This window comes from Thauera sp. AutoDN2 (genome assembly GCF_051280715.1).
Lineage (GTDB): Bacteria > Pseudomonadota > Gammaproteobacteria > Burkholderiales > Rhodocyclaceae > Thauera.
Window position 1 is genome coordinate 106,227 of the sequence record NZ_JBNCAR010000008.1, and the last position, 13,691, is coordinate 119,917.

At 66.1% G+C, this 13,691-nt stretch carries 12 protein-coding genes; all 12 read right to left on the reverse strand.

Annotated features, from left to right (window positions below; genetic code table 11):
- Positions 1-167: 167 nt before the first annotated feature.
- A complete protein-coding gene (locus ACPT9U_RS07150; RefSeq protein ID WP_435750360.1) occupies positions 168-1,352 on the reverse strand; it encodes an O-succinylhomoserine sulfhydrylase in 1,185 nt (394 codons plus the stop codon).
- A gap of 29 nt (positions 1,353-1,381) precedes the next feature.
- The gene (gene purF, locus ACPT9U_RS07155; protein WP_435750361.1) at positions 1,382-2,920 is read right to left on the reverse strand and encodes an amidophosphoribosyltransferase; all 1,539 of its coding nucleotides are present in this window, start codon (positions 2,918-2,920) and stop codon (positions 1,382-1,384) included.
- Between the two features lie 11 nt (positions 2,921-2,931).
- Positions 2,932-3,423: a CvpA family protein gene (locus ACPT9U_RS07160; protein ID WP_418363039.1), complete on the reverse strand. Its 492-nt coding sequence runs from the start codon at positions 3,421-3,423 to the stop codon at positions 2,932-2,934.
- Between the two features lie 10 nt (positions 3,424-3,433).
- Positions 3,434-4,111: an SPOR domain-containing protein gene (locus ACPT9U_RS07165; RefSeq protein ID WP_435750362.1), complete on the reverse strand. Its 678-nt coding sequence runs from the start codon at positions 4,109-4,111 to the stop codon at positions 3,434-3,436.
- 8 nt (positions 4,112-4,119) lie between these two features.
- On the reverse strand, positions 4,120-5,442 hold the full coding sequence (folC, locus tag ACPT9U_RS07170) for a bifunctional tetrahydrofolate synthase/dihydrofolate synthase (protein ID WP_435750363.1): 1,323 nt from the start codon (positions 5,440-5,442) through the stop codon (positions 4,120-4,122).
- Entirely contained in the window at positions 5,442-6,320 is an 879-nt protein-coding gene (accD, locus tag ACPT9U_RS07175; RefSeq protein WP_418363042.1) for an acetyl-CoA carboxylase, carboxyltransferase subunit beta, read from the reverse strand. Before accD ends, folC begins: the two co-directional genes overlap by 1 nt.
- 2 nt (positions 6,321-6,322) lie before the next feature.
- The gene (trpA, locus tag ACPT9U_RS07180) at positions 6,323-7,138 is read right to left on the reverse strand and encodes a tryptophan synthase subunit alpha (protein WP_418363043.1); all 816 of its coding nucleotides are present in this window, start codon (positions 7,136-7,138) and stop codon (positions 6,323-6,325) included.
- Between the two features lie 43 nt (positions 7,139-7,181).
- On the reverse strand, positions 7,182-8,393 hold the full coding sequence (trpB, locus tag ACPT9U_RS07185) for a tryptophan synthase subunit beta (RefSeq protein WP_418363044.1): 1,212 nt from the start codon (positions 8,391-8,393) through the stop codon (positions 7,182-7,184).
- Positions 8,380-9,003 carry a phosphoribosylanthranilate isomerase gene (locus ACPT9U_RS07190; protein ID WP_435750364.1) on the reverse strand — a complete coding sequence of 208 codons (624 nt, stop codon included), beginning with the start codon at positions 9,001-9,003 and terminating at the stop codon, positions 8,380-8,382. Before ACPT9U_RS07190 ends, trpB begins: the two co-directional genes overlap by 14 nt.
- The gene (gene truA, locus ACPT9U_RS07195) at positions 9,004-9,801 is read right to left on the reverse strand and encodes a tRNA pseudouridine(38-40) synthase TruA (RefSeq protein ID WP_435750365.1); all 798 of its coding nucleotides are present in this window, start codon (positions 9,799-9,801) and stop codon (positions 9,004-9,006) included.
- Positions 9,798-10,403 carry a CbiQ family ECF transporter T component gene (locus tag ACPT9U_RS07200; RefSeq protein WP_435750366.1) on the reverse strand — a complete coding sequence of 202 codons (606 nt, stop codon included), beginning with the start codon at positions 10,401-10,403 and terminating at the stop codon, positions 9,798-9,800. Before ACPT9U_RS07200 ends, truA begins: the two co-directional genes overlap by 4 nt.
- Before the next feature lie 63 nt (positions 10,404-10,466).
- Positions 10,467-13,625 (reverse strand): FimV/HubP family polar landmark protein, encoded by a 3,159-nt coding sequence (locus tag ACPT9U_RS07205; protein WP_435750368.1) that lies wholly within the window; start codon positions 13,623-13,625, stop codon positions 10,467-10,469.
- Between the last annotated feature and the right edge of the window lie 66 nt (positions 13,626-13,691).

Consider the following 13,691-nt stretch of genomic DNA (forward strand, 5'->3'; position numbering starts at 1 on the left):
CAGAAACCTGAGCAGTCTTCCAACGCGCATGCCGACACCGCCATTGCGAATCCCGGCGTACACGGAACGGTACGCTCGTCACGGGGACGCAATGGTAATGCAACTTCACCGCAACAAAACAGTAACCTTTCGCTGAAGCGTCTCCGTTTGTTGCATGCAGGGCGCTCTCAACGCTTCAGGCCGCGCGCGAGGTCTTCCTTCAGGTCGTCCACGTCCTCGAGACCGACCGCCACCCGCAGCAGCCCGTCGCCAATCCCCGACGCGGCGCGTGCCTCGGGCGAGATCCGCCCATGCGTGGTCGTCGCGGGATGGGTGATCGTGGTCTTGGTGTCGCCGAGGTTGGCCGTAATGGAGATCAAACGGGTGTTGTCGATGACGCGCCAGGCGGCTTCACGCCCACCCGCCACCTCGAAACTGACGACCGCCCCGCCCGCCTTCTGCTGTCGCATCGCGAGTGCATGCTGCGGATGGGACGGCAGGCCCGGATAGAAGACGCGGGTCACGCCGGGCTGCGCCTCGAGCCAGCCTGCAAGCTCCAGCGCGCTCGCGCACTGCGCCTGCATGCGGATGCGCAGCGTCTCCAGTCCTTTCAGAATCACCCAGGCATTGAACGGGGACAGCGTCGGCCCGGCGGTGCGCAGAAACTTGAACACTTCGTCAGTGACCGTCTTGCGTCCCGCGACCGCCCCGCCCAGCACCCTGCCCTGCCCGTCCAGGTACTTCGTGGCCGAGTGCACGACGACATCGGCGCCCAGCGCCAGCGGACGCTGCAGCACCGGCGTGCAGAAGCAGTTATCCACGGCGAGCAGCGCCCCCGCCTCATGCGCCACGCCCGCCACCGCAGCGATGTCCACCACTTCGGTAAGCGGATTCGAGGGGGTTTCGACGAAGAACAGCTTCGTCCGCGGGCGCACCGCATCCCGATAGGCCTGCAGGTCCGTGGCCGGCACGAAGGTGGTTTCGATGCCGAACCTGGACAGGATGTTGCCGAACAGCTGCTGCGTGGCGCCGAAGAGTCCATTCGACGCCACGATGTGGTCACCCGCCTGCAACAGCGCCATCACCAGCGACATGATCGCCGACATGCCCGACGCGGTGGCGACGCAGGCTTCCGCACCTTCGAGCGCGGCGAGCCGCGTCTGCATCGCAGTGACGGTCGGGTTGGAGAAGCGCGCATAGACGTAGCCCTCCTCCGCGCCGGAGAAGCAGGCTGCCGCCTGCTCCGCGCTCTCGAACACGAAGCTGGAGGTCAGGTACATCGCCTCGCCATGCTCGCGGAACTGCGTGCGTTCGATGCCGGCACGGACAGCCAGGGTGTCGGGGCGAAGGGATGCGGGATCGAAATTGCTCATCAAGGTCTTCCGTACCATGGGGGGCAGGCTCAGCCCTCATTCTCGCCAGCGAGGTTCAGGTCAAGCTGGCCATCGTCCGCTTCGTCGTGGCCGTCTTGCTTGGCGGGCTTGAGCTCGCCACGCTGGTTCTCCACCCCGTTCAGGTACTCCGCGGTAATGTCGCCCGTGACGTACTGGCCATCGAAGCACGAAGTCTCGAAGAAGCTGAGCGAGGGGTTCAGCGCACGCACTGAAGCCTTCAGATCGTCCAGATCCTGGTAGATCAGCCCGTCCGCACCGATCTCGCGGCAGATCTCGTCCTCGCTGCGATCACTGGCAATCAACTCGCCCCGCGTCGGCATATCAATGCCATAGACGTTCGCGTGCCGCACCGGGGGCGCGGCGGAGGCGAGGTATACCTTCGTCGCACCGGCTTCGCGCGCCATATTCACGATTTCCTTGCTCGTGGTGCCACGCACGATCGAGTCGTCCACCAGCAGCACGCTCTTGCCCCGGAATTCCTGATGGATGGTGTTGAGCTTCTGCCGCACCGATTTCTTGCGCGTGGATTGGCCGGGCATGATGAAGGTCCGCCCGATATAGCGGTTCTTGACGAAGCCCTCGCGGAACGGCAGGCCGAGCCGGTGCGCCATCTGCATGGCAGAGGGGCGGCTGGAGTCCGGAATCGGGATGACCACGTCGATGTGCACATTCGGCATCGTGCGCTTCATGCGATCGGCAAGAAACTCGCCCATCTTCATGCGCGATTCATACACCGAGACGCCATCGATGATGGAGTCCGGACGCGCCAGATAAACGTATTCGAACATGCACGGGGCGTGCACCGTCTTGCTCGCGCACTGCCGGCTGTGGAAATTGCCATCCACATCCACCAGCACCGCCTCCCCCGGCTCCACGTCGCGCAGCAGCTTGAACCCGAGGACGTCGAGGGCGACCGACTCGGATGCCACCAGCCATTCCGCCCGCGCCCCGGTGTCGTTGCGCCCCACTACGAGCGGACGGATGCCGAAGGGGTCGCGGAAGGCGAGCAGCCCGTAGCCAGCGATCATCACGACCACCGCATAGGCACCGCGGCAGCGGCGATGCACGCCCGCCACCGCGCGGAAGATTGCGTCCTCGTCGAGCTTGAGGCCGTTGCAGGCTGCCTGAAGCTCATGGGCAAGCACGTTGAGCAGAACCTCGGAATCGCTGCTGGTGTTGATGTGTCGCAGGTCCGACAGGAACATCTCGCGCTTGAGCGATTCCGAATTGGTGAGATTGCCGTTGTGCGCGAGTAACAGGCCGAAGGGCGAATTCACGTAGAAGGGCTGGGCTTCTGCTGCGTTGTAGGCCGAGCCGGCGGTCGGGTAGCGCACATGGCCGATACCCCAGTTGCCCATCAGGTTGCGCATGTTGCGCGTGCGGAACACGTCGCGCACCAGTCCGGACCCCTTGTGCATGTGGAAGCGCCCGCCCTCCGAGGTAGCGATGCCGGCCGCGTCCTGACCGCGGTGCTGGAGAACCTGCAGGCCATCGTAGAGCAGTTGGTTGACGGGGGAGGTGGCAACGACACCGAGAATTCCGCACATGGAAGTAACGCCTATCTGAATCGAATTTTTTCGGCCACCACATCGGGTAGCCAGGGTTTGGTAGCGATCACCACTGACTCCAGCGGCGGCGCAAAAAGCGACTGTGCCCACCAGGGCTCGCGCGACACCCCGGCAAGACCGCCGATCAGGACCACAACGAGGGCGATCGCGAGTCCGCGCGCGATGCCGAACAATGCGCCGAAGAAGCGGTCGGTGGGCCCCAGCCCGGCGGCCCGCAATAGCTCGCGCAACAGGTAACGCAGCAGCGCCACCAGAATCAGCACGCCGACCACGACCAGCGCCCCCCCGGCGACCTGACGCCACATCGGCTCGAGGATGAGACCCTCGAAAACGCTGGCGGCCTGTTCGTTATAGCGCCAGGCGGCAAACAATGCAGCAACCCAGGCCAGCACCGCCATGACCTCGCTGACCAGCCCGCGCCACATTCCGATCGCAGCGGAGAACGCGAGCATGCCCAGGAAGACGTAATCGAATGCCGTCATCGGGTCCCGTTCAGCGCGCCTGCAGCACGGCCTGGTGCCCTGCAGCCTTGAGGCGTCCGACCACCTTGTCCGCGGCTTCACGGCCTGCGATCGGCCCCACGCGCACGCGCGTCACCTGGCCCGCCGGCTCGGTGTAGGCCGAGAAGCCCTTTGCCTTGAGTTCGTCTACGAGCTTCGCAGCCTTGGCCGCATCACTGAAGGCCCCGACCTGGACCACAAAGGATTCGCTGCGCGGGGGTACCGGCTCGCCCGCCAGGATCGCCCGCACACGTGCCTCTTCCTCTGCCGAGCGCGCGGGCGCAGCCAGTCGTGGTGCCTCGGGAACGACCACAGCCTTCGGCGGCGTCGGCCCTGCGGCAGGAGGCTTCGCAGGCGCGGGCGCCTCGGGCGCCGGTGCCGCAACGGGCGGCGGTGCAGATTCGGCGGTGGCGACGCCATCATCCTCGGGCACCGGCACGACCGTCGCCACGCCTCCGTCATTTCCCGGTGCGGGCTGCGGTGCCGGCGACGGCAACGCGGCGACCTTGTCCCGGTCGGGGATGGTGATCTGGATGTCCTGCATCGACGGATGCGGCTCCTGATCCATCATCACCGGCAGCACCACGGCAGCAAGCAAGGCGAGCGCGATTGCACCCACCAGCCTGCGCCTCGCCCGCTTCTTGATCTCCAGGTTTTCTGCGTCGCTCACGCCAGCCCTCACGCGCGCCTTGCAGCCTTCAGGGCCGCGAGCGCATCCGCTACCGTCAGGAAGGATCCAAAGACCACGATTCTATCATCGTCGGCAACCTCTCCCTGTGCCGCCGCGAGCGCTTCGATGGGCGAACCATAACAGGCGATATCGCCCTTGCCACCCGCTGCACGCACACGCGCGGCGAGCGCTTCGGCCGACAGCCCGCGCCCCCCGGGCAAGGACGCCAGCCGCCAGTGGTCCACACGCCCGGCCATCAGCGACACGACGCCTTCGATGTCCTTGTCGTTGAGCATCCCGAGCACCGCCCAGGTCTCGGGATAGAAGCCCATGTTGCCGAGATTGTCGGCGAGCACGCCCGCCGCCTGCGGGTTGTGTGCGACATCGAGCACAATGGCGGGCCGACCCGCGAGTACCTGGAAGCGCCCCGGAACGTCGACCAGCATCAGCCCCTGACGAACATGTTGCATGGACACCGGCAGCCGGTCGCGCAGGGTCTCGAGCACGGTCATCACCGCCGCGGCGTTGAGCAACTGGTTGGCCCCCCGCAAGGCCGGATAGGCCATACCACCCCGTTTGACGAGCGCACCTTGCGCCGGCGGTTCGGCATAGCGCCAATACCCCCACTGCTGGCGGTCGCCACCGAAACCGAAATCGCGTCCACTGATCCACAGCGCCGCACCGATCGCTGCGGCGTGCTCGACCAGCGTGACCGGGGGCTGGGGATCACCACACACCGCAGGACGGCCGGCGCGGAAGATCCCAGCCTTCTCGAAACCGATCGCCTCGCGCGTGTCGCCAAGATAGTCCATGTGGTCCATGGCGATGCTGGTGACGAGCGCACAGTCGGGCTCGAACACATTGACCGCGTCCAGACGCCCCCCGAGGCCCACCTCAAGGATCACCACGTCCAGTGCAGCGTCCGCAAAGACCTGCCAGGCCGCAAGCGTACCGTGCTCGAAATAGGTCAGCACGGTGTCGCCACGTGCCACCTCCACCGCCGCGAAGGCACGCACCAGGGCGCTGTCGTCGGCCTCGCGCCCGTCCACCCTCACGCGCTCGTTGTAGCGCAGCAAGTGCGGCGAGGTATAGCAGCCCACGCGATAGCCTGCGGCGAGCAGGATGCTCTCGAGCATCGCGCAGCAGGAGCCCTTGCCGTTGGTGCCCCCCACCGTGATGAGGACCGCATCGCTCTCGGCCGCCATGCGGTCACGAACCGCAGCGACCCGCTCCAGGCCGAGCTCGATACGCTGGCCGTGGCGCTGCTCGAGCAGCGCGAGCCAAGCGCCGAGACTGTCCGGGAGATTCGGACGATCGTGCTCAGCGGACATCAGTCGGCAACCACGTCCGCAGGCTGCCGGTTCAGCATCGCAAGCAGCGTGGCGAGTTGCTCACGCATCTCGCGACGATCGACGATGAGATCGATGGCCCCCTTCTCCAGCAGGAACTCGGCACGCTGGAAGCCCTCGGGCAGCGTCTCGCGCACGGTCTGCTCGATCACGCGCGGGCCGGCAAAACCGATCAGGGCATTGGGTTCGGCGATCACCACGTCCCCCATGAAGGCGAAGCTCGCCGACACACCGCCCATGGTCGGGTCGGTCAGCACGGTCACGAAGGGCAGCCGGCGATCAGCCAGGCGGGTGACCGAGGCGGTCGTCTTGGCCATCTGCATCAGCGAAAGCAGGCCTTCCTGCATGCGTGCCCCCCCCGAAGCGGTGATACAGATGAAGGGCAGCCGTTCCTCGTAGGCCACCTTCGCACCCCGCACGAAGCGCTCCCCAACGACCGAGCCCATCGAACCGCCGAGGAACTCGAACTCGAAGCAGGCGACCACGACCGGAACGCTCTTGATTGCACCCTTCATCACCACCATGGCGTCGGCCTCGCCGGTGTCGGCAGTTGCTGCCGACAGGCGGTCGGGGTACTTGCGCGAATCCTTGAACTTGAGCGCATCGACCGGCGTGACCTCGGCGCCGATCTCGCTGCGTCCGTCGGCGTCGAGCAGAACATCGAGGCGACGGCGCGCGCGCAGGCGGTGGTGGTGGCCACACTTGGGGCACACACCAAGGTTGCCGTCGAGATCGGTGCGATACAGCACCGACTCGCAGCCCTCGCATTTGCTCCACAGGCCTTCAGGAATGGACTTATTGCGCGCGGAGGCATCGCCGCGCTTGATCTTCGGTGGCAGCAGCTTCTGCAACCAGCTCATGTTCAGGCTCCTTTGTCCGCAACGAGGGCATCGAGCGCGACGCGAATGTCGCGCATGAAGGCGGTCACACGCTCGACCTCGGCCCCGGGGTGGTTTTCGATTTCCTCGATGATGCGGCTGCCGATCACCACCGCATCCGCCACCGCACCGACGCGCTGCGCGCTCTCGGCATCGCGGATGCCGAAGCCCACGCCCACCGGCATGCCGACCGCGGCGCGGATCTGCGGAATGCGACGCGCAACCTCCTCGACGTCGAGCTTTGCGCTGCCAGTCACACCCTTCAGCGAAACGTAGTAGATGTAGCCGCTGCCGGCACGCGCAACGTCGGCGAAACGCTGCTCCGACGAGGTCGGCGCAAGCAGGAAGATCGGATCGAGCCCGCCCGCCTTCGCAGTGGCGGCAAAGCTCACGCACTCCTCGGGCGGGTAATCGACCACCAGCACGCCGTCGACACCGGCCTCGCGCGCCGCAGCCACGAAGCGCTCGGGCCCCATGGCCTCGATCGGGTTGGCGTAGCCCATCAACACCACTGGCGTATCGGCATTGGCGGCACGGAAGACGCGCACGGTTTCGAGCACCTTGCGCAGGCTCATGCCCTGTGCGAGCGCGCGCTCGGAAGCGCGCTGAATGGTGGGGCCATCGGCCATCGGGTCGGAGAACGGCACGCCGAGCTCGAGGATGTCGGCGCCGCCTTCAACGAGCGCATTCATCAGCGGCAGGGTGAGTTCGGGCGCCGGAAAGCCGGCAGTAACGAAGGGGATCAGCGCCTTGCGGCCTTCAGCCTGCAGGCGCTGGAAAACGGTCTGGATTCTTGACATGTCTCGATCACACTGCGGGCCGCTTGCGCGGCCCGGGGCAGGTTCAGAACTGGATGCCGGAACGTTCGGCGACGGTGTGCATGTCCTTGTCGCCACGACCGGAAAGATTGACCAGCAGGATCTTTTCTCTGGGCAAGGTCGGCGCGAGCTTGGCGGCATAGGCAAGCGCATGCGACGACTCGAGCGCCGGAATGATGCCCTCCAGCCGGCAAAGGTCATGGAAGGCCTTGAGCGCCTCCGCGTCGGTGATGCCGACATACTCGGCACGCGAAGAGTCCTTGAGCCAGGCGTGCTCGGGACCGACTCCGGGATAGTCGAGACCCGCGGACACCGAATGCGTCTCGATGATCTGCCCGTCCTCGTCCTGCAGCAGGTAGGTGCGGTTGCCATGCAGCACGCCGGGGCGCCCTGCGGTCAGCGAGGCCGAATGACGGCCGCTGTCCAGCCCGTCGCCCGCAGCCTCGACGCCGACGAGCTTCACGCCCGCCACATCGATGTATGGATGGAAGATACCCATTGCGTTCGAGCCACCGCCGACGCACGCGATCACGTAGTCGGGCTGGCGCCCCGTCATCTCCGGCATCTGCACCAGGCATTCCTTGCCGATCACCGACTGGAAATCACGCACCATCATCGGATAGGGGTGCGGACCGGCGACGGTGCCGATGATGTAGAAGGTATCGGCGACGTTGGTAACCCAGTCGCGCATGGCCTCGTTCAAGGCGTCCTTGAGCGTCTTCGAACCGGATTCGACCGGGACGACGGTCGCACCAAGCAGCTTCATGCGGTAGACATTGGCCGCCTGGCGCTTGACGTCTTCCGAGCCCATATACACCACGCACTCCATACCGTAGCGCGCAGCCACCGTGGCCGTGGCGACGCCGTGCTGGCCGGCCCCGGTCTCTGCGATCACGCGCGGCTTACCCATGCGGCGGGCAAGCATGGCCTGACCAATGCAGTTGTTGACCTTGTGCGCGCCGGTGTGATTCAGATCCTCGCGCTTGAGGTAGATCTGCGCGCCGCCCAGGATCTCAGACCAGCGCTTGGCATGATAGATCGGGCTCGGACGGCCGACGTAGTGCTTGAGCTCGTACTCGAATTCGGCGATGAATGCCGGATCGCGTTGGCAAGCTGCGTAGGCTTCACGTAGCTCGGCCAGCGCCGGCATCAGCGTTTCGGACACGAAGACGCCTCCATAGGGACCGAAATGTCCGCTCGCGTCGGGAAACTGATAAGGCGTGTCAGCCAATTGCATGTCGAACTCCGGCAACGAACGCAGCGATCTTCTCGGCGTCCTTGATTCCCTTGGCACTCTCGACCCCGCTCGACACATCCACCGCCCACGGGCGGATACGACGTACAGCCTCGGTCACGTTGTCCGCATCGAGTCCGCCGGACAGGACCAGCGGTCGCGAAAAACCCTGCGGAATCAGCGACCAGTCGAAAGTTTTTCCACCACCGCCGTAGCCCTCGACGAAAGCGTCGACGAGGATGCCGCAGGCGCGTGGGTGCGATGCAGCAAATTCTAGCAGATCGACCCCTGGGCGCATCCTGGCCGCCTTGATCCACGGCCGACCGAAGCGCGCACAGTCGGCCTCGGTTTCGTCACCATGGAACTGCAGAAACTGCAGCGGGACGCTCGCGAGCACGGACTCCACCTCTCCCGGCGCGGGATTGACGAACAGGCCTACGGAGCTCACGAACGGGGGCAACAGCGCGACGAGTTCGGCGGCCAGTTCGGCAGACACCGCGCGCGGACTGGGCGGATAGAACACGAAGCCGATCGCGTCGGCACCGGCTTCGACGGCCGCGCGCACGTCCTGCGGGCGGGTCAGGCCACAGATCTTGATTCGGGTCGGGGACATTCAGACGAGGGGTAGCTGAGGCAGCGCGATGATACGCCCATCGTTGGGCAGCGGCCAGCGCGGCGGGTAGCGCACACCACACAGATAGAGGCCATCGGGGGAGAAGGTTGGCGCTGCACGGGTTCGATCACGCGCCTCGAGGAGTTCACGCATCCACTCGACCGGGTAACGCCCCTTGCCGACATAGACGAGCGCCCCCACCAGGTTGCGGATCATGTGATGCAGGAAGCCGTTGGCGCGGAAATCGAACAGCAGGTAGTCCCCCTGACGACTGACGCGCGCCTCGCGCATCACCCTTACGGGCGTCTTCGACTGGCAGCCAGCGGCACGGAACGAGGAGAAATCGTGCGTGCCCACCAGACACGCAGCAGCAGCCGCCATGCGCGTATCGTCCAGCGGCAGATGAAACCACCCGACCCGCCGGGTCAGCATCGCAGGTCGCGTAGGTGCATTGTGCAGAATGTAGCGATACTGCCTTTCGTACGCGAGATAGCGGGCGTGAAAGTCCTCGTCGGCCTCGGCCGACCAGCGCACCACGACCGATGACGGCAGCAGGGCATTGACGCCGCGCACCCAGGCCGAGGCCGGACGTCTTGCGCCGGTGTCGAAATGCGCCACCTGAGCACTCGCATGCACGCCGGTGTCGGTGCGGCCGGCACAATGCAGGCGCACCGGCTCGGCAGCGATCTGCGCCAGCGCTGCCTCGAGCAAATCCTGCACCGTGCGCCCATGCGCCTGGCTCTGCCAGCCACAGAAGGCATCGCCCGCATACTCGAGCCCCAGCACAACGCGCGTCACTTCAGACTCCACCACAGCAGCGCGCCGAACACACATGCGGCGACCAGCACATCGATCCCCCCCATGCGTTCCCTGCGCAGGACGACAGGATCGGCCGTCTGCTGCCCGGTTTCATCGACCAACCAGTCTTTCCAATGACCGGCACGCCCCCTGGGCGACTGCTCGACGTACTGCAGCACCAGCAACAAGCGCAGGGCCAGCCGCTCGGGCGGCACCCCGATCAGGCGCAAAGGGCGCGCCAGTGCATGCAATCCGCCCACGAGGCGTTCCAACGACAAGCGCTCCAGCAGGATACCCACCGCACAGACCACGGCGAGCAGTCGAGCAGCATGAACCGCAGCGAGAACGACACCTTCCCGGCTCGGGCCAAGCCGGGGCCAATCGAAGAAGAGCGCTTCCCCCGGCGTAAACCATGCAAACAGCGCGGCGATCGCAATCAGCAGCACGCGCACCCGCTTCACCAGACGCCAGCTTCGCCTTGGGGCAAGCAGCGCGGCGAGCGCAACACAGACCAACACCGCAGCGCCGAGCGCCTGCGGGGGCAGGAGTTGAATGCTGGCCACGGCAGCCAGCCAAAGGAGCAGGATCAGACCGGAATGCATGCGGGGGTAAACGAAGAAAGGCCGCCGCGGGCCCGAGGCACGCGGCGGCCCGGCAAGGAGCGTTCAGCTCAGGCGGGCGATCATATCGCGCGCTGCGGCCTGCTGTCTCTCGGAGCCTTCTGCCACCACTTCGCGAAGGAGTTCGAGGGCCCCCTCGTTGTCGCCCATCTCCTCGTAGGCGCGGGCGAGTTCAAGCTTGGTTTCGGACTCCTCATTATCCGGCCCCGAAGCCCCCCCGTCGTCAGCCTCCAGTCCCATGCCCGGCAGGTCGCCTTCCAGCCGGGTCTCGATCATCGAGGCAGGCATCTCGTCACCGGACCCCGCCTGCCCTTCGTCGAACTTCTCGAGATCCAGATCGATGGAGGTGAGATCCAGCCCGGCGGGCATCGTACCCGTCGCGGCAGACGCCGCCTCGGGCACATCCAGCTCAAAATCGAAATCGAGCAGACTGTTGTCGAAGCTGGTTTTCTCGAGGTCAACCACGGACTCCTCAGTGGGCGCCGCGCTTGCAGCCGCCGCGGCTTCGGCCGCAGACGACTTCTCACCCTCGTCAAACGCATCGATTGCGGCAGCGTCACTGCTGACGATGGTTGCCGCCAGGTCGAAGCGGTCTCCGGTGGCATCGAGATCGACGTCAGGGAGCTCGAAATCGATACTGCTCGACGTGGCCACCGCGTCCCCGGCGGCCTCGTTGCCTGCAGCCGGCTCAGGCGCCTGTTCGGTCGCTGGCGCGCTGCCGCCGATGTCGAGATCGAACACCAATGCGCCTTCGTCACCCTCCTGCGCCGAGTCCGTCGCGGAAATGACCTCGTCCACAGCTGCCTCTGCGTCCGCAGTCGCTTCCTGCTCAGCGACCACCGCAGCCTCGGACGTCGGCGGCTCATCGCCCAGATCGAGTTCGAAGTCGATCACGCCCGCGTCGATCGTCGGCTCATCAACCGGTTCCTCAGCTTCAGCGCCGGTGAATTTGTTGAGTTCACCGGGAAGTGTCCAGGTGTCGCGCATCTGCGAATGCGAAGTCTCGACCGGAGAGGAGGTGGTGAAATCCAGCGCCGAAAGCTCGAACTCGTCCGCGGCCGGCTCGTCTTCAGCCGTCGCAGGCGCGGACGGCCGAGCAGTGCCATCAGGCTCCGGTATCGCCGAAACCGCAGCGGCGGCGACGCCCCCTGCAGCGAGCGTCGCGGTCGCGCCGAAGCCCGGCGAGGTCGGCTCATCCAGATTACTCAAGCCAGCCAATGACTCGGAAACCGGCGTCGCATAGAGCGGGTTCTCGGGGTCTAGCTTGCGGCCGAGCGCAGCCGCCTTCTCCCAGTCACCCCCGTGACTGCCGGTACGCGAGAACAGCTCGGTCGCAACACTCTCGAACTGACGGGCATCGCGCCGCTGGGCGTGGATCTCCAGCAGCTTCAGGTAGATGGCTGCGCGGCCCGGGTCGGCCTTGAGCGCATCCCGCAGAATCTCCTCCGCCTGGGCGTCACGACCATAGGCCATGTACACGTCGGCTTCGGCGACCGGATCGACGCCCTCATCCGTGTCGATCGAAGACAACCCCGTCTGGCTGAAGTCCGTGTGCATGATGCTGCTGGCGCCGGTATCGACGCTCTGCCCGCCCGTGCTGCCGAAGACGGCCTGACTGTCGGCACCCGCCACTTGCTTGTCCAGGGTCGCATCCGCGGCGAGGATCTCCTGATCCTTGCGCCGCTGGCGGGACTTCAGGCCGGCGTAGGCGAGCAACAGGGCCAGGATACCGCCACCGCCATAGAGCACCGCAGGATCCGCAAGCAGGGTATCGACGAAGCTGGGTTCGGGCTGTGGCGCCGGGACCGGCGCAGGCGCCCGCCGAGGCGCGGGCTCAGATGGCGTAGCGGTCTGCGGGGGCTGTGCAGGTTCTGGTGCAGGCGCGGCGACCGGTGTCGCGCTCGGCTCGAGCTGCGGTGCTGCAGCTGCGGGCGCAGCCGTTGCGGCTGCGCTGTCCGCCGGAGGCATCGCCACCTCGGCCCCTGCGGCGGGCTCCACACCCGCTGCCGGCGCGGTGCCTGCTGCCGGTTCGGCGCTTGCAGGGGCCGCCTGGACAGCCGCTTCATGCTCACCCGACCCTGTGGCAGTCGGCGCTGCCGCACCGCCACCACCCGCCGTTTCTGCTTCGGCCTGCAACTGCCCCATCGTGCCACTCTGCAGTTCGAGCAGGCGTTGCAGGTCCTGCAGGCTGCGCTCAAGCTGCCCGAGGCGCGCATTGGCTTCATCAAGCGCCGCAGTGCGCGTGGCAAGTTCTTCCTCAAGCGCCTGAAGCCGGGACAGGGCGCTACCGTCTCCGGCCTCGGGATCCTGGGAGATCTGTACCTGATCGCCACTGCGTTCTGTCACCGCAGGCTCTTCCACCTTCGGAACGATCGCGCCAGCACTCTCCTGCCGGGCCTCGCCAGCGGGCACCGCGGGCCGCGCGGCTGCGGTACCGGCCAGACCACGACGATACGCCTCGAAGTCGGCGGCCTGGGCCCGCACTTCGCGGCGTGCCTCGCCAGCATCGATCGTGCGAACGCTCTCGGCCGCAGGTACCTTGAGCACCGACCCGGCACGCAGCCGGTTCATGTTCCCGCCATCGAAGGCCTGTGGATTGGCACGCTGCAGCGCGACAAGGGTCTGATCGAGCGTTGCCCCCGCCGGCGCGACCCTGCCCGCGATTCGGTGCATGGTGTCACCCCGCCGGACGGCGTAGGTATCCGCCGTCTGCGCGGAGGCTACCGGAGCGCTCGCGCGAGTTGGCGCTGCCCGCGGTACCGGCGCTGCCGCCGGGGTATCCACGGTGGCGGCCAGCGGTTTCGGCGCGGCGATGTCCACCGGATCGAGCAGGAAGGTGTATTCGCGCAGCAGTTGCCCGTTCGCCCAGTTCAGTTCCACAAGCAGATCGATGAACGGATCGTTGATCGGCCGCTCACTGGAGAGGCGGATCACCGGACGCGTTGCGCGCGTATCGACACTGACCCGAATCGCACTGATCGAACTGCCGTACGTCAGATTCGCACGCCGGAATGCTTCGGTGGAAGCAATCCTGGCGCTGAGGGACTGGAGCTCCTGCGCGGTGGCACTGATCTGGATTTCAGCTCGCAAGGGTTGACCGAGACCGCTGAAAACATTGATCAGCCCAAGTCCTGCCGCACTTGCCGCAAGCGGCATGGCCGCGATGGAAAGTGCGAGCAGAGAAGCTCTGACCGACTTCGTCATGTTGGATTTCAAATCACGTCTCCCCGGAACTGAACGCTACGGCCACGAATAGTGCCGTTGGGCTAG

What these genes read in the sequence shown, in the direction of transcription:
- ACPT9U_RS07205 (WP_435750368.1), bottom strand. Translation starts at nt 13,625, where the DNA reads ATGACGAAGTCGGTCAGAGCTTCTCTGCTCGCACTTTCCATCGCGGCC.
- trpB (WP_418363044.1), bottom strand. Translation starts at nt 8,393, where the DNA reads ATGCAATTGGCTGACACGCCTTATCAGTTTCCCGACGCGAGCGGACAT.
- trpA (WP_418363043.1), bottom strand. Translation starts at nt 7,138, where the DNA reads ATGTCAAGAATCCAGACCGTTTTCCAGCGCCTGCAGGCTGAAGGCCGC.
- accD (WP_418363042.1), bottom strand. Translation starts at nt 6,320, where the DNA reads ATGAGCTGGTTGCAGAAGCTGCTGCCACCGAAGATCAAGCGCGGCGAT.
- purF (WP_435750361.1), bottom strand. Translation starts at nt 2,920, where the DNA reads ATGTGCGGAATTCTCGGTGTCGTTGCCACCTCCCCCGTCAACCAACTG.
- ACPT9U_RS07200 (WP_435750366.1), bottom strand. Translation starts at nt 10,403, where the DNA reads ATGCATTCCGGTCTGATCCTGCTCCTTTGGCTGGCTGCCGTGGCCAGC.
- folC (WP_435750363.1), bottom strand. Translation starts at nt 5,442, where the DNA reads ATGTCCGCTGAGCACGATCGTCCGAATCTCCCGGACAGTCTCGGCGCT.
- ACPT9U_RS07190 (WP_435750364.1), bottom strand. Translation starts at nt 9,003, where the DNA reads ATGTCCCCGACCCGAATCAAGATCTGTGGCCTGACCCGCCCGCAGGAC.
- ACPT9U_RS07160 (WP_418363039.1), bottom strand. Translation starts at nt 3,423, where the DNA reads ATGACGGCATTCGATTACGTCTTCCTGGGCATGCTCGCGTTCTCCGCT.
- ACPT9U_RS07150 (WP_435750360.1), bottom strand. Translation starts at nt 1,352, where the DNA reads ATGAGCAATTTCGATCCCGCATCCCTTCGCCCCGACACCCTGGCTGTC.